This is a genomic window from Bacteroides sp. AF25-5LB (assembly GCF_003602965.1).
GTDB lineage: Bacteria > Bacteroidota > Bacteroidia > Bacteroidales > Bacteroidaceae > Bacteroides > Bacteroides uniformis.
Genome location: NZ_QTMC01000003.1, coordinates 194,040 through 217,445, shown reverse-complemented (window position 1 = coordinate 217,445; position 23,406 = coordinate 194,040). Strand labels below are relative to the sequence as shown.

14 protein-coding genes are annotated in these 23,406 nt (G+C 43.7%); 8 read left to right on the top strand and 6 right to left on the bottom strand.

The annotated features are described in order from the left end of the window. Window positions 1-32 precede the first annotated feature (32 nt). Both DWY57_RS04980 and DWY57_RS04975 read right to left on the bottom strand, forming a co-directional pair. Entirely contained in the window at window positions 33-743 is a 711-nt protein-coding gene (locus tag DWY57_RS04980) for a tRNA threonylcarbamoyladenosine dehydratase (protein WP_117600250.1), read from the bottom strand. A gap of 1 nt (window position 744) precedes the next feature. Further along, window positions 745-2,874, bottom strand: a complete 2,130-nt coding sequence (locus tag DWY57_RS04975) for a cation:proton antiporter (RefSeq protein WP_044468254.1) — start codon at window positions 2,872-2,874, stop codon at window positions 745-747. A gap of 154 nt (window positions 2,875-3,028) precedes the next feature. Between DWY57_RS04975 and DWY57_RS04970 the strand changes: the two genes are divergently transcribed. Further along, complete coding sequence (locus DWY57_RS04970; protein WP_005824925.1) at window positions 3,029-4,036, top strand: aspartate-semialdehyde dehydrogenase; 1,008 nt, start codon at window positions 3,029-3,031, stop codon at window positions 4,034-4,036. A 200-nt stretch (window positions 4,037-4,236) separates the two neighbouring features. On the opposite strand, the gene DWY57_RS04965 is transcribed toward DWY57_RS04970, so the two are convergent. The 3 genes from DWY57_RS04965 to DWY57_RS04955 form a co-directional block, all read right to left on the bottom strand. Next, entirely contained in the window at window positions 4,237-5,655 is a 1,419-nt protein-coding gene (locus DWY57_RS04965) for a C10 family peptidase (protein WP_005824927.1), read from the bottom strand. A gap of 143 nt (window positions 5,656-5,798) precedes the next feature. Continuing rightward, window positions 5,799-7,613, bottom strand: coding sequence for a RagB/SusD family nutrient uptake outer membrane protein (locus DWY57_RS04960; protein ID WP_005824929.1), 1,815 nt, complete (start codon window positions 7,611-7,613; stop codon window positions 5,799-5,801). 7 nt (window positions 7,614-7,620) lie between these two features. After that, window positions 7,621-10,944, bottom strand: a complete 3,324-nt coding sequence (locus DWY57_RS04955) for a TonB-dependent receptor (protein WP_119961417.1) — start codon at window positions 10,942-10,944, stop codon at window positions 7,621-7,623. Window positions 10,945-11,347: 403 nt separating this feature from the next. Here DWY57_RS04955 and DWY57_RS04950 point away from each other — a divergent pair, with 403 nt between their 5' ends. The 6 genes from DWY57_RS04950 to DWY57_RS04925 all read left to right on the top strand — a co-directional run bounded on the left by DWY57_RS04950 (window position 11,348) and on the right by DWY57_RS04925 (window position 20,149). Continuing rightward, window positions 11,348-12,196 (top strand): hypothetical protein, encoded by an 849-nt coding sequence (locus DWY57_RS04950; protein ID WP_005824933.1) that lies wholly within the window; start codon window positions 11,348-11,350, stop codon window positions 12,194-12,196. Window positions 12,197-12,608: 412 nt separating this feature from the next. Further along, a complete protein-coding gene (locus DWY57_RS04945) occupies window positions 12,609-16,004 on the top strand; it encodes a TonB-dependent receptor (RefSeq protein ID WP_016272490.1) in 3,396 nt (1,131 codons plus the stop codon). A 22-nt stretch (window positions 16,005-16,026) separates the two neighbouring features. Continuing rightward, window positions 16,027-17,712 (top strand): RagB/SusD family nutrient uptake outer membrane protein, encoded by a 1,686-nt coding sequence (locus DWY57_RS04940; protein ID WP_005824940.1) that lies wholly within the window; start codon window positions 16,027-16,029, stop codon window positions 17,710-17,712. A gap of 208 nt (window positions 17,713-17,920) precedes the next feature. Then, window positions 17,921-19,474 carry a hypothetical protein gene (locus tag DWY57_RS04935; protein WP_005824945.1) on the top strand — a complete coding sequence of 518 codons (1,554 nt, stop codon included), beginning with the start codon at window positions 17,921-17,923 and terminating at the stop codon, window positions 19,472-19,474. Between the two features lie 90 nt (window positions 19,475-19,564). After that, on the top strand, window positions 19,565-19,837 hold the full coding sequence (locus tag DWY57_RS04930; RefSeq protein WP_005824947.1) for an HI0074 family nucleotidyltransferase substrate-binding subunit: 273 nt from the start codon (window positions 19,565-19,567) through the stop codon (window positions 19,835-19,837). A gap of 3 nt (window positions 19,838-19,840) precedes the next feature. Beyond that, window positions 19,841-20,149, top strand: a complete 309-nt coding sequence (locus DWY57_RS04925) for a nucleotidyltransferase domain-containing protein (RefSeq protein WP_005824948.1) — start codon at window positions 19,841-19,843, stop codon at window positions 20,147-20,149. 148 nt (window positions 20,150-20,297) lie between these two features. Here the strand turns inward: DWY57_RS04925 and DWY57_RS04920 are convergent, their stop codons facing one another. After that, the gene (locus DWY57_RS04920) at window positions 20,298-20,921 is read right to left on the bottom strand and encodes an HU family DNA-binding protein (protein ID WP_005824951.1); all 624 of its coding nucleotides are present in this window, start codon (window positions 20,919-20,921) and stop codon (window positions 20,298-20,300) included. Window positions 20,922-21,292: 371 nt separating this feature from the next. On the opposite strand from DWY57_RS04920, the gene DWY57_RS04915 reads away from it, so the two are divergent. Then, on the top strand, window positions 21,293-23,386 hold the full coding sequence (locus DWY57_RS04915) for a BT4734/BF3469 family protein (RefSeq protein ID WP_057097743.1): 2,094 nt from the start codon (window positions 21,293-21,295) through the stop codon (window positions 23,384-23,386). The last annotated feature ends 20 nt before the right edge of the window (window positions 23,387-23,406 follow it).

The window sequence follows — 23,406 nt, the reverse complement described above, 5'->3', positions numbered from 1 at the left end:
ACTATTTGATAGTTTTCTTTCAAGTGCTATTACTATAGTCTTTTAATTACATATTCGGCCAAATAGCAGCCAAAAACTGCAGGCATGTAGCTCACTGTTCCACAGGTGGACTTCTTGTTCATCTCGTCGTCCGTCAGCAAAACGGCATTCGGGTCAGCCTGTTCAGTGCTGAAAACAACTGGAAGTTTCCGCTTTATGCCCATTTTTTGCAGACGCTTACGCACAGCCTTGCTCAATCCACAATGATAGGTATCCCATATATCGGCAAAGCGCACTTGCGAAATGTCACTCTTTGCTCCCGCCCCCATGCTGGACACAATCTTGATATGCCGCCTCATGGTTTCCACTATCAAGTGACATTTTGGAGCAAGCGTATCAATGGCATCCACCACAAAGTCATAAGCCGCAGCATCCAGCAGTTCCGGTATGTTCTCATCTTTCAGGAATACGGGCAACACTCTCAATTCCAGAGCCGGATTAATGTCCCTAAAACGTGATGCCAATATCTCCGCCTTCTTCTGCCCCAGGGTAGAATGCAGAGCCGGCAACTGACGGTTTATGTTCGTTGGCTGCACGGTATCGGCATCGACAATCGTCATCCGCCCCACTCCGGCACGGCATAGCATCTCGGCCGCATAAGCACCTACACCACCCAGTCCTACGACAAGTACATGCGCCTTGCATAGCCGTTCCATCTTTTCATCTCCCAGCAGGAGTTGTGTTCGCTGTTTCCAATCTTCCATTTTAGCTTTTCTTAAACCACTTATAGAACCATTTGCCTACCTTCTCGTAATGCTGCGACTCATTGTTGCCACGCGGATTTGAGAAGGATACCGCATCCTGCGGTTCACCCAGTTGGTCTGGATACAACACAATCAGACTATTGTTTGCAAAATATTTACTGATTTGTGCCGGCAACTTCTCGAAGGAGCTGTCATAGGAGATGGAGCCCCGACGAGCGCTGATAATCACTAACAGATGGTCAAAGTTCACTTGTCCGGTCAATATCAGTAAATCCCCCCAATCGTCCAGGCGGGAAAAGTCTGTCAATGTCTGTCCATATTTGGCTTTCACCAGCCCTTGAAGATGGGCGGTAGTCTCTTCATTGGCATAAAAATGCACCCGACAGCCCAAAGTACTCCCCAACCGGCAGAAATGTTCCACCCACTTCAGGAATCCCGCCTCATACTCGGCTTTCGGAGGTACCGCCACAATCACCCGCCTAATTGTGTTAATGGGCATCAGGAACTTGGAAACCATCACCTCGCGATGCAAGCCCTTCAGCAGATTCTCCGTCAGCATACCGAAGAATGAATCCACAATATTGACTTTACGGTGCAGACCTATAATGACATCCGTTACCGCATATTCTTTTGCTGTATGGATAATGCCCGAAGCGATATTCAAGTCGTAACGCGTGATTTGCCTCAACGGCACATCTGCCGAGGCCGTTATCATGGCAGCCTTTTCTAGATAGCGTTTCCCACGCAATTCGGCACTTTCAGAACTGCTATCGTCGTTGATGACATTCAGTGCCAACAGATTATCCCGTTGCTTCGGGTCGCGTATCACCAAAGAAAGATTTATCAAGTCTTCAATCGTATCGGGGTTGGCTATCGGAATCAATATCTTCTCCGCTTCCACGGAGCGGTTTTCTTCCAGATGCGCCTCCTCCATGGCAATCTTCCGTGCGGCACGCTCCGTAATGAACGAGCTCACAATGCAAGTTACAAGAATCAGCAGGACGGTACCATTCAAAACATCATCGTTCAGCAAGCGTTCCCCATTGGGCAGAATGATGTTGTACCCCACCAACACAGCCGCCAGCGTTGCCGCTGCTTGTGCATTGCTCAATCCGTACATCAGCTCCCGTTCAATCCCTCCCATCTTATATATTTTCTGCGTCAGCCAGCAGGCAATCCATTTACCTGCCAATGCCACCACAATCATTACAGCCGCTACTTTCAGGGCATCGCCATGACCGAAAATCACATGCACATCAATCAGCATACCCACACCTATCAGGAAATAGGGAATAAACAAGGCGTTGCCCACAAACTCCAGATGGTTCATCAGCGGAGAGACATGCGGAATCAGCCGGTTCAAAACCAAACCTGCAAGGAAAGCACCCAGGATACCTTCCATCCCCACAAACTCCATCAATCCGGCTCCGAGGAAAACCATGGCAAGCACGAATATGAACTGCATCACGTTGTCATCGTACCTCCGGAAGAACCAACGACCTATGCGTGGAAACAGATATACAATCAAAATACCCAGGAAGATAACCTTTATGACAAGCCATACCCAAAAGAAGCCGTCCGACTCCCCCTTGAACATACCACCCACAACGGCCAGAACCAGCAAAGTGAGTGTATCCGTAACCGCCGTCCCCCCCACTGCAATACTCACACTGCGATGCCGCGACACACCGTAACGAATCACGATGGGATAGGCCACCAGCGTATGTGACGCATACATACTTGCCAGTAGGACAGAGGTCAGCACCCCGTACTTCAACAAAGCTATATTCGTTACCAAGCCTATGCCTATGGGCACAATAAAAGCCAAGAGCCCCAGAACAAGCGCTTTGCCCCGGTTCTGTTTGAAGTCTCCCATATTCATTTCCAGACCGGCAAGGAACATGATGTAATACAAGCCTACTTTGCCGAAAAGCTCAAAACTGCTGTCACGCACCAAAATATTGAAACCATGCTCCCCAATGACAAGCCCCGCCAGTATCATTCCGATAATGTGCGGAATACGAAGCTTATTCAACAATATAGGAGCAAACAATATAATGAGGAGTACAAGGAGGAATATCCATGTAGGGTCGGTGATGGGAAGTTTCAAGCTGAAGTCAAACCAATCCATAGGCTATAAGTTTTAGGTTTTGAATGCAAAATAACGAAAAACTTTTCACTTTATGCGGTGTTATACAGCATTTTGTTATAAATTTGCGACCAATTCTATCTTTTTAGAGATAGTATTTCACTTTTTTATAAACTTAATTTAAAACAAAAGAAAAATGAAAGTAGCTATTGTTGGAGCAAGCGGAGCCGTGGGACAAGAGTTCCTGCGAGTGCTCGATGAAAGAAATTTCCCGTTGGACGAGTTAGTATTGTTCGGTTCTAAACGCAGTGCCGGAACCAAATATACCTTCCGCGGTAAACAGATCGAGGTGAAACTCTTGCAACACAATGATGACTTTAAAGGGGTTGATATCGCTTTCACTTCCGCAGGCGCAGGCACCTCCAAAGAATTTGCCGAAACCATTACCAAGTACGGAGCAGTGATGATTGACAATTCCAGCGCTTTTCGTATGGACGACAATGTACCTTTGGTAGTGCCCGAAGTGAATGCCGCCGACGCCAAAGAACGTCCTCTCGGTATCATCGCCAACCCCAACTGTACTACTATCCAAATGGTAGTGGCACTGAAAGCCATCGAACAGCTTTCCCATATAAAGACCGTACACGTTTCTACCTATCAGGCTGCCAGTGGTGCCGGCGCCGCTGCCATGGATGAGTTATACGAGCAGTACCGCCAGGTATTGGCAGGCGAACCCGTAACCGTTGAAAAATTCGCTTACCAGCTGGCATTCAACCTCATTCCGCAAATCGACGTATTCACCGAAAACGGCTATACCAAAGAGGAGATGAAGATGTTCAACGAGACCCGTAAGATTATGCACTCTGACGTAAAGGTCAGTGCTACTTGCGTACGTGTTCCCGCTCTCCGCTCCCACTCCGAAAGTATCTGGGTAGAGACCGAGCGCCCCGTCTCCATAGAAGAAGCCCGCGAAGCATTTGCCAACGGCGAAGGCTTGGTTCTGATGGACAATCCGGCAGAAAAGGAATACCCCATGCCGTTGTTCCTCGCCGGCAAAGACCCGGTTTACGTAGGCCGTATCCGCAAGGACCTCAGCAACGAAAACGGATTGACGTTCTGGATTGTGGGCGACCAGATTAAGAAAGGCGCTGCACTGAATGCGGTGCAGATTGCAGAATACCTGATTAAGGAAAAAGCATTCTAAAAAGGGTGAGAGACTGACTTCATTTTGAAGTCAGTCTCTCACCCTTTTTAGAACTTGCATTTTTATCACCTTTTATAAGGGTAAGTTCGCTAATTCATATGAACAAATTTTGCTATAAGTAATTCAAAAAAAACATTTTAAGTCAAAATACTATTTGTTATTCATATATTTCATGACAAAATCAAAAAGACAATAACACCTCACTTAGGAACAATATCAACTATATCTTTACGATTACGATTCCAAGAGAAGCTACCATCAGAACGTTCCAAATACAAATTAGTATCAAGATACATTCCATTATAACTACCTCCCCATCCCCAGTTCATATAAAAATAAGTACGGATATCAAAATCAGTTGTATAAGAATCTGAAATAAGAAAAACGAATGTCCCTCCAGGATGGAACTCCTCTGGCATTGTTAATAGTTCATATTCTGTATAATGATCAATGTCATGATATCCACATGCAACCCACGCATGCCCCACCTTACCATCATCTGTAAAGCCTTGCATAATTACCGGCTGCTTTTTTCTCAAGTTGCCGATAGTTCTTGCTGCCGAATGATTTACAACTTGAGCTGTCGTCGAATAGCCATATTTGGACACTAATGCATTTCGCACATCCGATAATGACGCACTAGTCCCATCTAATGCATAATCTGCGTTAATTGCATCTGCAACATCTCTGATAAATGCAGCAGTGACAGAAGAGGCATAACTATTTGGCATTGAATTCCAATTAAAAAAAGTTGGATACTCATTATATTTCATTACTTGAGCCATTGCTATTGTTGCACAACCAGCAGGTGGATATTGACCACTTATTTGAGGTAATGCAACATTAAAACCAGATTCTTGTGTCCAAGTTGTTGATAATATATTTCCCATTTTTTCTTCATAACCTTTTTGTTTCCAGCGCAAGTAAGCATGTTGATTATAATCATATTCAATATAAGTCATTCCTTCCGCAACAGCACGAAATTGCTCGTATATACTTTCCGGCAAATAATCCCTAGCACCAGCAAACGGAATATATCCATAGCCTTCCTTTTTCCATTCACGGCAACAATCTGCTATGTAATTTTCAAACTCAGCTATATTAGAACGCGTATATACCTTATCTTTCATAGCAGGTATATATTCTTCCCACATTGCTCTATATTGAAAAGTACTATCAATCGGCATTTTATCTCGTTCCTCAATAACATTCTTCATATCTCCCAGCCAATCAGAAAGTCCATCCGGCATTCTATTATTAGCATTAAAACTACCTCTCTCAGCATAAGCCAATATAGGTTGGAAGTTTTTGGTAGCACTAACAAGTAAAAAGCCTTGTTCATTATCATAATTGATAATATACATACTTGGCTTATTAACTTCTCCCTCAATAGTAATTATTTCCTTGACAGATTTACTAACGCGAGTCCGAGGAGCATCCTTTACAGTAAAAAGTTCAGCAACATTTCTTGCATCTTCCACAGATACAGAAGTCTCATACATTTTCGTATCAAAGTTTTTTTCATCTATCGTCGCATCAATTGCGTCAATCACATTGTCCTGACAAGAAAAAACAACTCCTAGCAATAAAATCCACAAAAGCTTCGTTAATGTTCTCATAAATATTAATTTAAGTTTATAACAACTCAACTATTTGTAATCTTTCAAATATTAAGGCAAGTATACCGCCATTATAGATTCAACTAAATAAACATGCATCACAATGGGTAGCAATTAATCAGCTCCCATTGTGATGCATCTTATTACCAGCCTGGGTTCTGCTCTAACTTAATAGAAGAATCTCCCAGTTGTTCACTCTTACTGTTATACAAGGATATCTGTCCTGTCGGGATAGGATAAAGATAATCTTTTTCTCCATAAGTACGCAATAATGAAGAAACCTGGATAGGTTTGATATAACCTGAATTACCTTCACGATCCAAAAGAATGTCTTTCAAATCATCAATGGTATATGACGTTCCGTTAGCTTGGTTATATTCTTTCAAATAAGCTTCCTTATCCAACCATGCCCCCAAGTTTAACTTTTTGTTAATCTTCATATCCGCATAATGCAATTTTCCCCAACGGCGAATATCATCGAAGCGAATGCCTTCATACACCAATTCGATGCGTCTTTCACGACGTACTTCCCAAAGGATAGGCGAAACTTCATAGTCACCAACCACTTCGGAGTTTCCTAAATCACGATCTGGGTCATTGATAATCACCCCATTCACACTAAAGTTCTTACCACTTAATGTAACAGCAGGCATGTTTACAGAAGCCCTCTTACGAATTTCATTAATTGTAATATCCAAATCTTTTTGTGACAAGGTATAAGCTCCCATATCATTTAATTCAGCAGCAGCCTCCAAATAATTCAATAGCACCTCATTCAGTTTCATAATAGGTGCGTCGGTTGTATTAGTATTACTCTGTCCTGCAGCAGTATTGAATAAATCTTCGTTAACAAAACGAGTACCAAAATAACCTCCAATACCATATACCGCACCTGCAATACCATTTAAACGTACACCTTCAAGATCAATATTGGCTGCCAAACGTGGGTCGCGGTCAGTCATTTCATCCTTGAAAACCTTATCACCTTTAAATACTGTATTTCCGTCTTGATGAATAGGCAACCCATTAGTTGTCAAATAGCTATCAACCAAATCCTTAGAAGGTCCATTGCCCAATGTTTGTTCTGATTGCCATGACATTTCAGCATGAGTAAGAATACCTTCCACATAAGAACGATATAATATCATTTCAGGATTACCAGCCAAGTCCAGTGAAATAGTCAATGCTTTGTAATCACTAGAAATTTTATATTTTTGCGCAGACATTACTCTATTCGCGGCAGTCTTTGCAGCCTCTAAATACTTCTTTGCCAATTCTGTATTTCCCTCACGATACTTCTGCCAGGTTCCCTCAAATAACATAATACGAGACTCAAAAGCATTCACCACATGCCGATTTACACAAAGCCCATCTGTTCCATCAGCCTCTTTTACATTGTCTGCAGCAAATTCCAAGTCTTCCAACACTTTATCCATTACAAAATCTCTGGAATCTCTCCCTTTATAAAGAGCTTTTTCATCCGTATTATCTACAACATGGTCATAATATGGAACATCACCAAACATCCTTACCAAACGAGCATATTCCATACCACGGAAGAAGCGTGCTACGCCTATCCAATGGTTCTTAACGCTCTCAGGCAAGGTGGAATTTACAAGTCCGTCACACACAAGGTTAATACGGCGAACGTTTGCAAAAGACCAGTCGGCACTAGTTGCAGGGGCTGTATTTGTAAAGAAAGTCGCTTCTTTCTGCGCCAAATCATCTACCCAATTAGCAACATTAGTTCCGTCGAAAAAATCCGATTTCACCCAACCGCTTTGATAACCGGTAAAATAAATATCATACCATCCATATATCGTAGAGCGAATATTATTCTCACTATTATAGAAATCTGCACTATTCTCTATCTGATCCATAGGCGGACGATCCAGAAAGTCCGAGCAGGAAGAGAGACCAGCAGCCAATGCTAAAACTGCAAATATTTTTGTTTTCATAATTTTATTAGAATGTAAGTTGAACACCAAATGAAATAGATCTCATAAACGGATAACTCTTACCAAATTTGTACTCACCGTTAGAAGCAGCAGCTTTCTCTGTCGTTTCAGGGTCAACCGGAATATTAGTGTGATCAAACTCGAACAAGTTTTCCGCACTAACATAAATACGACCACTTGTAAAAGTTATTACTTTCATCCATTTTTCCGGAACAGTATAACCTAATGTAATATTCTTACAACGCAAATATGACATGTTCTGCAAATAACGAGTTTGACGCAGGAAATTCTGTCCGTTGTTTATCCAAGAGTGAGAAGTCGGTGTAGGATAGAATGCATCTGTATTTTCAGGAGTCCAATAATCCATCTGATGCTCTAACCACCCTTCGCCTGGCATAAATCCCGGAATACCAGTTTGCCCAACAGCCCATACATCTCTTGAGCCAATACCTTGGAAGAATGTGCTGAAGTCAAAATCCTTATATGTCAATGCTACAGAGAAACCGTATTCAAAGTTTGGTAAAGTATTACCAATGCGTTTCAAGTCACCATGATCCTCCAAAGTCTGTTCACCATAAGTAATCTCACCATTACCGTCCAAATCTTTATATTTTACATCACCCGGACCATATTTGAATGCACCGGTTTCATACAATGCCTGCGAAGGTACTTTATTGGTATCAATAAACCATTTTCCATCTGCATCTTGATAGCAGTCTTCATATTGGAACAGACGATCTGTCTCATATCCCCAGATTTCACCTATAATCTTGCCTTCGTAGTTACCATAAATATTCTTATTCGGGTTGTTATACTTCGTAATCTTTTCGCGAATCTTAGATAAAGTTGCACGTGCTGTTAAACCAAGCCCACAAGCAAATCTTTTATTATAATCTATTGACAACTCAAAGCCGCGTCCTTGTAATTCCCCGGAATTAACCTTAGGCATTGTTGTGCTTCCGAAAGTAGAAGGCAATGTTTCACCTGGTGAATGCATATCAGAAGTAGTACGCTGATACCAGTCAAAACTGACACCAAGTTCATTATTGAAAAAACGGGCATCAAAACCCAGATCAATAGTAGTAACACGTTCCCAAGTCAATGACGGAGAAACAACGGAAGGAATACCAATATAAGGTACTTGCTTACCATCAATCACCCAGCCCGAGGACTTATTTACAGACATTACAGAAAGGAAAGAGTTGGCAGCTACATCCTGATTACCAATTGTACCCCAAGAACCGCGTACTTTAAAATCAGAAAGAACTGGTTTTGTCCATTTCATAAAAGTTTCTTCACTTAAACGCCATCCAGCAGAAACAGAAGGAAACAGAGCCCATTGATCTCCCGAGGGAAATTTAGAAGAACCATCATAGCGTGCATTCACCTCAAGAAGATATTTACCCATATAATCGTAGTTAATACGTCCGAAGAAACCGGCTGCCGCAAAATCATTATGATAGGTAGTACCATCTACATACTGATCACCAATGGCCAGATTAATTTCCGGTTTATCAAAGTTCACTAATGTCCGTCGGTCTGAACTATGACCCAGTTTTTCACGGGTTTCAGCATCCATACCGACCATCACTTTCAAGTTGTGCTTTTGTACAAAAGATTTTTCATAAGTGGCATAAGCTTTGAAAGTATTGGACATTGTATATCGACTACGTTCAACTACACGATTATGGGTAGCACCATAAAAACTTGAATTATAAGTCAAAGGATTACTACTGTTGAACATATCCCAACCACCAACTTCACCACCGTTACGCTTCTGATAATCATTAAGTAGAGCGAAAGTGTAGTCAAAATTAATGGCCAAATCCTTAATCGGATTAATAGTAGTTCCTAAATTAACACGAGTAAAGTTATTAGTTAAACTTTCACGATTAGCCTGTGCTATCTCAGTCATAGCTGAACGGAAAGGAATCCCCTGGTAATCAGCATAAGGATAGAAAGAAGGCCAACGCAACAAATAGTACCAAACGTCTGTATAACCACTTGTGTATTGATATGGTTCTGATTTTGTGGAACGAGAGAACATAACATTTGCTCTCACAGACCACCAGTCACGAATCTGTGTATTGACATTGGCATTGAAATTATAACGGTCATACTCATCTGTATTAACCTTTAAAATACCTTGTTGATTCAAATAGCCTAAACTAATATTATAGGTTGTCTTATCACTACCGCCGCTGACAGAAAGATTATGCTTCTGTTGGGGAGTCCAATCTTTCATAAACATATCTAACGGATCAAACTGACGATAAAAATAATACTTGCCACCACGTTCTTCAAAATCTCTACCTAATTGCATTTCGCCTAATTCCGATTGTGACATTCCACCATAAGTGTTGTACCATTCCTTCATCTTCTGAACTGCAATTTCATCGACATTATATCCTATCGAACTTACAGTAGAAGCGCCGCTTCTATTGGCAGCCAGTAACATAGCTTGTGCTCCCTCATAGGTTTTAGCGACTTGTGGCATCACAGTCGGAGTACTCCAAGAGAAGTTATTAGAGTAGGTAACACGCGGTTTATCATTTTTTTTACCAGTCTTTGTCGTAATCAAGACTACCCCCCAGGCAGCACGTGTACCATAAATAGAAGCAGATGCAGCATCTTTCAAGACAGAGATGCTGGCAATATCGTCCGGATTCACCAAACTTAAACTGGGAACTTCCACATTATCCACCAAAATCAGTGGACTTGTCCCTTCCGTAGCACTCAAAGAACCAGTAGCACCACGCAACTTGATATTAGAATCAACGCCAATACCTCCTACATTAGTCGTGATACTCAAACCAGGAGTTATACCTTGCAAAGCTTTTGCAATATCTGTTACCGGACGGCTTGCAATCGCCTCTTGGACATCTACATTAGCCACCGCACCGGTCAGGTTCACCTTTTTCTGTGCACCATAACCTACTACGACAACTTCATCCAACAATTCCGTATCATCTTTCAAAACAACCTTCATTACCGAAGTTGCCTTAACTTCTTGAGTAGTATATCCCACAAATGATACTTGCAGAATAGCACCGGGCTTTACATTTAATTTGGAAACTCCATCCAAATCCGTAATGCCACCATTGGTCGTACCTTTCTCAATGACATTGGCACCAATAATAGGTTCACCTTTTGTATCTACAACTGTGACAGTTACAGAGATAGATTGCATCTGTTCTTGTACTCCTTGTGAGTCGTTGGATGCTGTTTGGGCAGCCATCACGTTGCCACTGCCTAAAAACAGAGCACAGATTGCCACCGCCGTAAAGAACTTACCATTGGCAAGTCCTCGTTTTTTGCGATCTTCATTCATAAGTGATTGATGATTTTGTTAATTAAACCAGTTTTTCAAAATTAGGGTAAGGGAATCATATAGTTCGGATTAGTCAGACTATTTCCGAAGGCTTCTTTAATTTCTCATAGGCGTTTTCTTTATTTAAAGGTTCACATTTTTATATTATCTCTCTTTTTTCTATTTATTTACCAAGTCCAGACGGAACTTGGAATTCAGTCAGATAGTATCTTATTATTAGTCTGTTATCGTCTTGTTTTGACTAAAACGCGGTTGCGTTGGAAAAGTGGGAATACTTTGTTGGATGATTGAGGATATGAGCAAAAGGGAGATGTATGGCCAGTAAAATGATTTTTTCTTGAAATAGCCTTGGAAAGATTAAAAAAAGCTATATATTTGTATTCAATTCTAAAACTAACTACCTATGAAACTAATTGCAGAAAGTGGTTCTACGAGAACAGAATGGGCGCTGGTTGAAGATAATCGTCTGATACAGCGAGCCTTCACAGAGGGCTTAAATCCTTTCTTTCAAACGAGAAGAGAGATTAGCCGAAGTGTGCGGTTAGGATTACCCGAGCATTTTTTCAAAAGGAAATTGGAACAAGTCTATTATTATGGTGCCGGATGTACTTCTTATGAAAAGAAAAATGTATTGGGAGCTTCATTGGTAGCACAATTCAAAACTCCAATTCAGGTAGAGAGTGATTTGCTGGCAGCTGCACGTGGCTTGTTCAAATGCGAGGCCGGCATTGCTTGTATTTTGGGAACCGGCTCAAACTCATGTTTTTATGATGGGAAAATCGTTGTAAAGAATGTCCGGGCAGGAGGTTACATCCTGGGGGATGAGGGTAGTGGTGCTGTATTGGGCAAAATGTTCTTGTCTGATGTACTGAAAGGTTTGGCTCCTAAAGATGTAACGGCGGATTTCTTTGAGAAGTTCCGTATAAGTCCGAATGAGGTTATGGAATCTGTGTATAACCGCCCGTTCCCCAATCGCTTTTTGTCTACTATATCTTATTTTTTGGCTGATTATACCAATGATGACTATGTATTTGAGCTGATTACCGGTAATCTGAGAAATTTCTTTACTCGTAATGTCTGCCAATATGACTACAAAAATTATCCTATTCGTTTTGTGGGTTCATTGGCTTACAGCTACGCGACCATTTTGCGGGAAGTTGCCCGTGAATTTGGCATCGAACTGGAAATCATTGAAGAAACACCAATGAATGGCCTGATTGAATTCCATTCTTTAAATATAGAAGAACCTTAAATTCTTTATATAATAAGGTGTATAACCTCCTTTTTGCAAATGTATAAATATAAAGTTAAATAAATGCAAAGGAATGTTCTTGATATTAAATAATAATGTATCTTTGTTAGGACGAAATGAATGAATCATTTCTCACCTTTGTTAATAACGAGTTTTTTATCTCTTAAAACAACCAATAGAGTTAAGTAATTAACAAGATTTTAACCTTGTATAATATATAACTAAGTTCCGTCTGGACTTGGCAAACAAATAGAAAAACAAGAGATAATATAAAGTTATAAACCTTTAAAAAGAGAAAATGCCTATGGAAAAAGAAACAATCCTGCAAGTTGAATAGTCTCACTATTCGGTCCTTATTACCCTTACCCTAAATTTAAGAAGTATTTAATTAACAACAAATCATCAATCATTTATGAATGAAGATCACAAAAAACGAGGACTAACACATAGCAAACTCCTCACAGCAGTGGCAATCAGCTCACTGTTATTAAGCAGCGGCAACGTGATGGCTGCACAAGCCAATCCTGATAATTCGCTTGGCGTAACAGAACAATTACAAGCTATCACTATCAGCGGTTTAGTTGTCGATGCAGCCGGCGAACCGATTATCGGTGCCAGCGTAGTAGAAAAAGGGACTACCAACGGCGGAATTACCGACTTAGACGGTAAGTTTACATTGACCATAACACCGGGAGCAACACTAAAAATATCATTTGTGGGCTATCAGACACAAGAAGTGAAGGCAGCCAAAACGATGAGAATAACTCTGAAAGAAGATACCGAGATGCTGGATGAAGTAGTAGTAGTAGGCTACGGTGTACAAAAGAAGGCTAACTTGACAGGAGCAGTTTCTACAGTGGACTTAAACAAGACAATGGCAGGTCGTCCACAACAAGATGTAGCCAAAGCATTGCAAGGGGCTGTTCCGGGACTAAGCATTCTCACCACAAGTGGTGCCATCGACGAGACAGCCTCCATGCGTATACGTGGTTTGGGGACATTGAGTAATGGAGAAGTCAGCAATCCACTCATTGTAGTGGACGGCGTTCCGATGGATGACATTTCTTTCCTCGATACGCAAGACATCGAAAATATTTCCGTACTGAAGGACGCTTCCGCTTCCTCCATTTATGGAACGCGCGCCGCTTTCGGTGTGATTCTAATCAATACCAAGAGCGCAAAGCCTAGCGAAAAGGTTACCATCAATTACAGCAACAATTTTGCATGGGATCAAGCTACTTACCTGCCGGACTATCCCGATGTACCCACACAATTAAAGATGGGTATCGAAGCCAGTATGAACGGTGGTGCCGGTATGCCTGAATTGTTCGGTATGTATTTCGACAAATTGTTACCTTACGCCGAAAAGTGGCAGCAACAGAACGGCGGCAAGACCGGCTACCGTCCTATGAACCTCTACCAAAGCGATAGTAACGTGGGTGACTATATCGTATTGGACGGCACTCCTTTTTATTATGCTGACTGGGATGTACAGGACATCTACTTCAACAAAGCTGCTCCTTCCATGAGCCACAATGTTTCTATACAAGGAACATCTGGTAAGACCAATTACTACCTATCTTTCGGCTACAACGAAAAGCAAGGACAGATGAAGATTCACCCGGACGAACTAAAAAAGTACAATGCCTCAGTCAATGTCACCACTAATGTTTACGACTGGCTACAGGTGGGTGCACGCATCAACTATAGTCGTAAGAACTATAAACGCCCGGACACATGGGCCAACACCTACCAATATTTGTGGCGTTGGGGTTCTTATTTCATTCCTTCGGGCACAATCGACGGCTATGACACACGCGTCATGGCCATGCAGAAGCAAGCTGCCGATCGTGAAGTGACAACAGACCTGACCCGTATGAACACCTTCTTGAAAGCTGAAATCGTTAAAGGACTGACCCTTAATGCAGACTTTACATATGCCATTCAGAATATGAACAGCGGTTCGCAGGACAACTCCGTTTACGGCATCAATTGGAGCGGGAAACCGGTACCCTCTTACATCGTCACTAAAGGCAATAGCGGCATCTGGAGAGACTTTTCCAAACAGAACACATGGACGGCCAACGCATACGTAAACTATACCAAAACATTTGCCAAAAAACACAACCTGAATGTAATGGCAGGTGTCAACGCAGAAGAAGAGGAATACAAATATCTGTATGGTACCCGCAATGTGATGTACGATCAAGAGGGATACCCCGAACTGAATATGGCTGGCAAGGATGGACAAGATTTGAGTTGGAATCATACATCCCGCGCTTCTGCCGGTTATTTCGGCCGTATCAATTATGACTACAAAGGCATTTATTTATTGGAACTGAACGGACGTTACGACGGTTCTTCCCGTTTCCCCCATACCGACCAGTGGGCCTTCTTCCCTTCTGCATCCATCGGCTACCGCTTCTCCGAAGAAGCCTACTTCGCCCCACTGAAACATATTGTCAGCAATGGTAAGTTGCGTGCTTCTTTTGGCGAAATCGGCAACGAGGCTGTGGGCGACTACATGTTCGAACAATTAATAAGCCAACGGTTGAACAATAAAAGTACCGGCTATATCTATTGGATTGAAAACAATAATGCCAACGCTAATCTCCTGACCATGTATAACATGCCGGATTTGGTATCAAGTACTTTGACCTGGGAGCGTATCCGCACCCTCAATATAGGTCTTGACCTGGGTCTCTTGAATGACGAACTGACTATAGGTTTCGACTGGTTCCAACGTGAGAATCGTGACATGCTGGCACCGGCACAAGTATTGCCGAACACTCTGGGTGCTTCTGCTCCTTATGAAAATGCCGGTACCTTACGTACACGTGGATGGGAGTTGAACTTGAACTGGCGCCATACCTTCGGCGACTTCGACGTATATGCCAACTTCAACATCGGTGACTCCAAGACTAAAGTAACAAAGTGGGACAATGATTCCAAACTGCTCAGCACCTATTACACCGGTAAAACCTACGGTGACATTTTCGGTTTTGAAACCGACCGTTACTTCGAGGAAAAAGACTTCACCAGCCAAAATGCAGACGGCTCATGGAATTATGCAAACGGCATTGCAAGCCAGGCAGGACTGGAATCCGGTAATTTCCATTACGGCCCGGGAGACGTCAAGTTCAAGGATTTAGACGGCAATGGCAAGATTGACGGTGGAAAAGGCACAGCAGACGACCACGGCGATTTGAAAGTCATCGGAAACTCTATGCCACGCTACGAATACAGCTTCCATTTAGGCGGAGCGTGGAAAGGTATCGACCTTGACCTCTACTTCCAAGGTGTAGGCAAACGTGAGGACTGGACGACTTCTTCCCTAAACCTTCCCGCCATGGTACATGCCGACGTAGCCATCTATTCCCACCAAACAAGCTATAACAAAGTGCTTTGGAATTCAGACTATACCGCCATTACCGGTTATGAGGTAAATCAAGGCAACCGTTATCCACGTCTTTATCGTGGTACAAATAATAGTGGAGGTACCGTATCCGGTATAGCTAACGGCTGCAACAACTACTATCCCCAATCCCGCTATTTGACAGACATGTCCTATCTTCGTCTGAAGAACGTAACTGTGGGATATACCCTTCCGAAAGAGTGGACACGCAAAGCCTACATTGAGAAAGCACGTATCTACTTCAGTGGCAGCAACCTCTTTCTGCTCCACAAAGGGAATGACCTTCCAGTCGACCCCGAAATCAGTACAGGCAATGGACTTACAGCTGGTGGATGGGGACGTATAGCTCCTATTACACGCACATTCTCATTTGGAGTCCAGGTAACATTATAACAACCTCAAAAACTTAAGAACAATGAAGAAATTATTTATATATGGGGTCACAGCGCTGGCGATGTTAACCGGTTGCAACGATTTGCTGGACAAATCCCCCTTGGATACCTTCACGAATACTCCGGCATACTGGAGCAACACCGATAATTTGGATAATCAGTGCAATACTTTTTATAACAACTTTACCGGCTTTGGCAACGGAGCCAGTGGAGGATGGTTCTACTTCAAAACAATAAGCGATGACCAGGTAGATGCAGAAAGCCATAACTGGACTTACACTAACGTGGTCGCATCTTCCACAAACTGGTCAGCCCCTTTCACAGAAATCCGACGCGCCAACTATATCATTGCCGGTGTACAGTCTTCCTCTCTTGATGAAGCAACAAAGGCCCACTATGAAGGTCTTGCACGCATGAACCGTGCGTGGGAATACTATCAGTTGGTCCGTATGTACGGCGATGTTCAATGGATAGACAAAGTTATCGACCCAGCCGACAACGAAGCCCTCTACGGACCACGCACCGACCGGGATGAAGTGATGGACCATGTGCTGGCAGACATCAATTATGCGTGCGAACACATTACCGCAAACAGCAATCGGCAACGTTTCAGCACCGACATGGCATATGCCATGAAAGCAGACATCACCTTATATGAAGGTACATACTGCAAATATCGCACTCAAGCAGAGAATGGCAAAGCCGCTGATGAGAGCCGCGCCAACAAATACTTGCAAGAATGTGTATCAGCCTGCGAATATCTTATGGCCAAAAACTACTCTCTAAGTAACAGTTACAAAGCCAACTATAATTCTGTCAGCCTGGCAAGCAATCCGGAAATGATTTTCTACAAGCCTTATGCACAAAGTTCGTTAAGGCACTCCACCATTGACTACACAATCAATACAAGTGGTACGCACGGCATTTCAAAGGACGCATTCGACAGTTTCCTTTTCCTTGATGGAAAACCGTTGGCAACAACCTCGAAAAACAAGGACGATGCAGCCGTATTGGATGCAGACAAAAATTACTCTATAAGAGAGGTTTTGGCCGTACGCGACAAGCGCCTGTCCGAAATTCTTGACCCGGTACTTTCTTTCAGAGGCCACGCCTACAGCCGTGCCGGTGTAGCAGCCTTCACCACATCGACCGGTTATGGCATCGCCAAGTATGATAACCCCGAAGAATTGAGTGTTAGCGACCGAAACAACATCGGCTACCAATACACCGACTGCCCGCTCTATTGGATTTCAGTTATTTATCTGAACTTTGCAGAAGCCAAAGCCGAAATGGGTTCTCTCACACAAGACGATCTCAACAACTCCATAAACAAGCTTCAGGCTCGTGCCGGCCTGCCGGCTATGACAACTACTCCAGATGCCGATCCTGCCAATAATATGGGAGTAAGCAATCTGATTTGGGAGATACGCCGCTGTCGCCGTTGCGAACTGATTATGGATAACTGGTACCGATATTGGGATTTAATCCGTTGGCACCAGCTCGACAAATTGGATTCAACCAAGTACCCGAACACCATGTTGGGCGCCAACGTAAGCAATGTGCCTGACTGTGAAGAAGCGACCAAGAACGGATATATAGATGCCTCCGATGCACAAATCCGTACTTATGAAGCCAAACATTATTTCTACCCGATTCCAACTACACAGTTGACCCTGAATAAAAACATGAAGCAGAATCCGGGTTGGTAATCAACTAAAAACAGCATATCGCGCTGTACCTCGTTTGGATTTAATTAAAGCGTTCATACATTCCATGTATCTAAATACAAATGTATGGACGCTTTTGTTATTCCCTTTAAAAGGTGTATAGAAACACGAATAGCACCTTCTAAAAGGAACCATAAATCAATATCATATACTTTCCCTTCGTTCATAACATACTAACAAGAAACATATCATGAAAAAGAAGAACATATTTTTCGTACTACTAATCTGCTTCATCAATAGTAGTTGCAACAAAGAAGAACAAACAGACGAGTTACAAGATAAGGATTTCTATTCTGATGTCACAACACGTGCTTCCTACATAAGCGGTACTATTACGGGCGAAATGAACCCCTATGTTAGTGATGGTTACTACACTTATGATTTAAGTATTCCTATACAAAAACAATCTGTAGGTATAAGAATTTCAGCAGTCGGTGGAGAAGCACGATTCAAAACAAACTACCAAGAACGATTCGAGAGTACATGGGTAACCCAAATTCCAGCAGGAAAAAACCATTTTCCAATAAATGTATTATGGACTAAAGCAGGTAGTAATTCTACCCTGATGGTACGTCCTGAAAAAAGTACAATCGAACTTACCGCAGATCTAAGAAACATCAATGTCAAAATGAAACCTATGCCAATCAATGCCCCTTCAACATTTGAATTGGGAGATACGATAACACTTTGGTGCAATTATTCCATAAACAAAGATACGGGCATAAAGTGGACTTACGATAAAAATCTATTCGCTGAAGTCTCTCAAAGTGCATCTGTCACACAAAGTAGATTCCAAATAAATTTGAAATCAAAGCAAGCCTTCAAGAACAGCGATGTCGGAGTAGAAGTCCATGATTTCTACATAAATTCTATCGGAGCAAAAGAGTATTTCATGGCTCGGAAAAGCAATATCAGTTTTCCCAATATGGGTCCTCAAATAGATGGCTACAGAAATATTGAACAATATAAAGAATACATATATTCCATCAATGACAGCAAGGCACATACATTTTATTGGACCGGGAAGAATATTAAGATAGTAAGTGGTCAGAACAGCTCTACGGTAACAATCGTACCGACACAACCCGGTAACGCAAGTGTCAAAGTGAGCTACAAATATAAAAATCAAACCGATAATTTTACCAATGAGCTACCTTTGAGTGTATCTAAGACATCAATGCAACTGATTGGCCCTGACGTAATCTGTGACAACGGGACATTCAGTATCAAGAATTTTCCCACAAAAGCAACAGTGGATTGGATTGTTGGCAACGATTTATATTCGCAATTAAATCAGGCATCACCTGCTATCACCCTGAATAATTTAGGGACACCCGGAGGCAGTTCCATTTATACGACCTTAACCGCAATAGTACACACAAAGGAATACACTGTTCAGTTTTCCAAACCAATTACTTTCAATGTATCAGGAATACAAGAAAATGACCATGACATTATATATGGCTATCTGTCACAAAGCGGAGGTGAATGCGGATTGAATCCTATTCCTGAAGGTGCGCATGATTTTCATTGGAGTGTTGACTGCGATTGGGAGGTAGACATGCAAGGATATTATTTCACTACTTTCAGCAGTCGGAACAGTCATGAAATTGAACGAGTTTGCGTAACGGTTGATTTCATAAATGCATGTGGAACCAGAACATACATATATAACTATTTCGACATCGGCTCAACAAATTCAGGAACTTATTCCACACCTAAAAACAGCCTTTCTCCAAAATAGCCCCAGACAGCTTTCACGAAAAAGCCCCCATCCATTTGCTCGTTACACAAAAGAAGCTTATATTTGCTTACTTAAAAACAGACAGCTATCATGGTACAGCAAGACATACGATGGATACAGCGTTTTGAATATACCCACGAACTGGCCTGGAAAGTGATGAAGGACTATGCAGAATATCAGGGGTATACCGACATCCGCAGCTCCCGTGATGCCATACGCAAAGCCCTTGAAATGGGATTGATTGATGACAAGCAATGGACGGAGACTATAGAAGCCCGAAATCTGACATCGCACAATCATGACAACGATGTAGTCTCTGAAGAGAAAATGCAATCCTTGAATACACCATCCTTATTCGATTGAGCTATGTACGGATTGACCGACAATGAACTGGAAAAGCTATGCAATCTCTTCCGGAAACATGAAGAAATAGAGCAGGCTGTTTTGTACGGCTCACGAGCCAAAGGAAATTTCAAGCCTTTTTCCGACATAGACATCACGCTGATGGGAGACAGACTTACGTATAATACTTTAAGTAGCCTTTCCGATGAAATAGATGACCTGCTTTTGCCTTACAGCGTAGACCTTTCCATCTATGGCAAATTAAAGAATGCCGACCTTTTGGAACATATACACCGTATGGGAATACCCATATTCAGCCGCCCATCAAACTAAACTAAATTTCACACATCCACCCTCACCACCCTCACCTTTCGCACGCATCGCCCTATTCATCGGCATTCAAGAGGTGGGTGAGAGCAAATTTAAAAAGTGAGGGCAAAATTTGCCCTCACCACAAGATTTCTTCGTTCAAAGTTATAAGTCACTCATTCTTACCGTAATATCCTGAAACGGGTACATAAATCGGTTGCAGCATTGTTCCCTCATTCTTCAACTTTCCTTCGGTGCGCAGCCGACGGATATGCCGCATGGCAGTAGTACGCATCATGCCGCAAACGCTTTGAAAGTCATTCCGTGTCATAAAAGGGCGAGTGGCGAAATAGTTGGTCAGCCGACGGTCTATCTCTTTATCCGTCAGTTTAGCCGAATGCTCGTTTGCCTTCAAAGCCTTTGCCTTGATGGTACCAATTTCATTTTTCAGTTTCTGGTCGGCACGAAATTTCACACCCGCCATCTTCACCTTCGTCAACTTACGCTTGGTAGCAGCCACTACCGGTTCGATCGTGGTGAGCGACACGCGAAAGTAGCCGATGCCGTCGAGATGCACCTGCCTTCCTTCGGCAAGTTCCCTGCCCATGACGTGCGACACAGCATCAAGCACAGCCGTCACATCGGTTTCTGTCAATGAGCAACGTGCCTGGATGTCCCGCCGCAATTCATCGGTAGACCTGCTCCCATTTAGGCGGAGACGGGGATGAAGGATTTTATCTTCCGGAGATTTGTCGTACGAGTCCGGATTCTCGTACCAATCAAACAAAATAGCCATAGTTCAAACTGCGTTAAAGGGTTACATTATACGATAAAGCACTGCACGGAACACGTGCGAAGTACGTACGCAGTCTGTTGAAGTACAAAGGTTATATCACAGCCCAGCCCGTGAGCAGAACCGTTCACTGTAGTGAGCTGCTCCGTTCACTAATATGAACAAGAAAGACCACTTTAGTGGACTGTTCATAAACTCTGGTGTAAAAATAGACAAAACTATGGGGATAAGCAAAGAAACAAACACCTTTTATAAAAGAAACATATAGACATTCCACCCCAAAAAAGAAGCCAATCGGAAAATAATCCTTGAAAAGCTTGTATCCCCCCCTTTCCCGGCGTATCTTTACAAGAATATTACATACACGATAAAGAATGAAAATCACACTGATCAGAGAGGAACGCGAAAGCGGAAAAGAGGCCGTCAGCACACAAGAAACGGACATGTTGATGGAAAAGCTGAAAACAGAGAACAAGACCGGATACATTACGGAGCTGCGTAGCATCATCCCGCATTTGAAAGGGACCAACGCCCGATATGAGCATATCGACAGACTGCCGCGTCTCTATCCCGCCGTAGAAATGACCCGCACCAAAGCAGGAGAACACCGGATAAAGACCTACAACGGGCTGGTACTACTGGAAGTAAACAATCTGGCCGGGGTGGCCGAAGCCGAACTGGTGAAACAACAAGCCGCCCTGCTGCCGCAAACCTTTGCCGCCTTCTGTGGCTCCAGCGGACGAAGCGCCAAAATATGGGTACGCTTCACCCTGCCCGACGGAGGGCTTCCAAAGAATGAAGACGATATCGCCTTATTCCACGCCCACGCCTACCGCCTGGCAGTGAAGTGCTACCAACCCCTTCTCCCTTTCCCCATCACCCTCCAGGCTCCTTCACTCCTACAAAGCTGCCGGATGACCGTGGACGAACAGCCCTATTATAGCCCCACCGCCGTGGCCTTCTGCCTGGAACAGCCCTGCGCCCTGCCCTCGGAAGACAACTACCGCCAACGGAAACAGCAGGAAAGCAATCCGTTGCTGAGAATGACTCCCGGCTACGAAGTGGCGGACACATGCAACCTGCTCTTCGAGGCCGCCCTCGACCGCGCCTTCCGCGATTTGGACAACTGGCGACGGGGCGACGACCTGCGCCCGCTGCTGTCCCGCCTTGCCGAACATTGCTTCAAAGCCGGCATTCCTGAAGAAGAAGCGGTGCGCCAGACACTGATGCACTACTACCGGGAGGCAGACGAACCCCTTGTACGCCTGACGCTGCATAACCTTTACGGGGAATTGAAAGGCTTCGGCACCCGCAGCAGCCTGAACAAAGACCAGGAAACTGCTTTCCGGCTGGAGGAGTTCATGAAACGCCGCTACGAATTCCGCTACAACACCGTGCTTGGCGACTTGGAATACCGGCAGCGCGACTCCATCCACTTCTACTTCCAACCTGCCGACCAGCGCGTACGCAGCAGCATCGCCATGAAGGCACTGAAAGAGGGAGTACGTGTGTGGGACCGCGACATCACCCGCTTCCTGTCTTCGGACTACGTGCCGCTATACAACCCCATCGAAGAATATCTCTATAACACCGGACGCTGGGACGGCAAAGACCGCATCCGCGCATTGGCCGACCTCGTGCCCTGCCACAATCCCCACTGGAGGGAACTGTTCTACCGGTGGTTTCTTGGCATGGTGGCACATTGGCGGGGAATCGACAAACAGCACGGCAACAATACCTCGCCCCTGCTCGTAGGTTCGCAAGGTTACCGCAAAAGTACTTTCTGCCGTATCCTATTGCCACCGGAGCTGCGTTTCGGCTACACCGACAGTATCGACTTCAAGAGCAAGCAGGAAGCGGAGCGCAGCCTTGGCCGCTTTTTTCTGATTAACATCGACGAATTCGACCAGATAAACGCCAATCAGCAAGGCTTCTTGAAGCACCTCCTGCAAAAACCGGTTGCCAACCTGCGAAAGCCCTACGGTAGCACTATTCAGGAAATGCGCCGCTATGCCTCCTTCATCGGGACCAGCAATCTGAAAGACCTGCTGACCGACCCGTCGGGAAGTCGCCGTTTCATCTGCATCGAAGTGACCGGTCCTATCCAGACAAACGTCACTATCAATTATCACCAGCTCTATGCCCAAGCCATGCACGACATCATGAAGGGTGAACGCTACTGGCTGGACGACACTGACGAAGCAATCGTAAAGGAGTACAACCGGGAATTCGAGCGGGTAGACCCATTGGAAGAACTTTTCCTTTGCCATTTCCGTGGCGCGGAGGAGAGCGAAGAAGGCGAATGGCTCACAGCCATGCAGATTTTCAACGACCTGCAACAGAAAACGAGGGATAAGTTGGCCATCAACCGGATAGCAGCTTTCGGGCGCACGCTCCGCAAGCTGGACATCCTCAACAAGAAATCGAACCGGGGAACACTTTATCATCTGGTAAGAATAGAAGAATGAACCGGCACTCCCACCGATTG

What these genes read in the sequence shown, in the direction of transcription:
- DWY57_RS04980 (WP_117600250.1), bottom strand. Translation starts at nt 743, where the DNA reads ATGGAAGATTGGAAACAGCGAACACAACTCCTGCTGGGAGATGAAAAG.
- DWY57_RS04975 (WP_044468254.1), bottom strand. Translation starts at nt 2,874, where the DNA reads ATGGATTGGTTTGACTTCAGCTTGAAACTTCCCATCACCGACCCTACA.
- DWY57_RS04970 (WP_005824925.1), top strand. Translation starts at nt 3,029, where the DNA reads ATGAAAGTAGCTATTGTTGGAGCAAGCGGAGCCGTGGGACAAGAGTTC.
- DWY57_RS04965 (WP_005824927.1), bottom strand. Translation starts at nt 5,655, where the DNA reads ATGAGAACATTAACGAAGCTTTTGTGGATTTTATTGCTAGGAGTTGTT.
- DWY57_RS04960 (WP_005824929.1), bottom strand. Translation starts at nt 7,613, where the DNA reads ATGAAAACAAAAATATTTGCAGTTTTAGCATTGGCTGCTGGTCTCTCT.
- DWY57_RS04955 (WP_119961417.1), bottom strand. Translation starts at nt 10,944, where the DNA reads ATGAATGAAGATCGCAAAAAACGAGGACTTGCCAATGGTAAGTTCTTT.
- DWY57_RS04950 (WP_005824933.1), top strand. Translation starts at nt 11,348, where the DNA reads ATGAAACTAATTGCAGAAAGTGGTTCTACGAGAACAGAATGGGCGCTG.
- DWY57_RS04945 (WP_016272490.1), top strand. Translation starts at nt 12,609, where the DNA reads ATGAATGAAGATCACAAAAAACGAGGACTAACACATAGCAAACTCCTC.
- DWY57_RS04940 (WP_005824940.1), top strand. Translation starts at nt 16,027, where the DNA reads ATGAAGAAATTATTTATATATGGGGTCACAGCGCTGGCGATGTTAACC.
- DWY57_RS04935 (WP_005824945.1), top strand. Translation starts at nt 17,921, where the DNA reads ATGAAAAAGAAGAACATATTTTTCGTACTACTAATCTGCTTCATCAAT.
- DWY57_RS04930 (WP_005824947.1), top strand. Translation starts at nt 19,565, where the DNA reads ATGGTACAGCAAGACATACGATGGATACAGCGTTTTGAATATACCCAC.
- DWY57_RS04925 (WP_005824948.1), top strand. Translation starts at nt 19,841, where the DNA reads ATGTACGGATTGACCGACAATGAACTGGAAAAGCTATGCAATCTCTTC.
- DWY57_RS04920 (WP_005824951.1), bottom strand. Translation starts at nt 20,921, where the DNA reads ATGGCTATTTTGTTTGATTGGTACGAGAATCCGGACTCGTACGACAAA.
- DWY57_RS04915 (WP_057097743.1), top strand. Translation starts at nt 21,293, where the DNA reads ATGAAAATCACACTGATCAGAGAGGAACGCGAAAGCGGAAAAGAGGCC.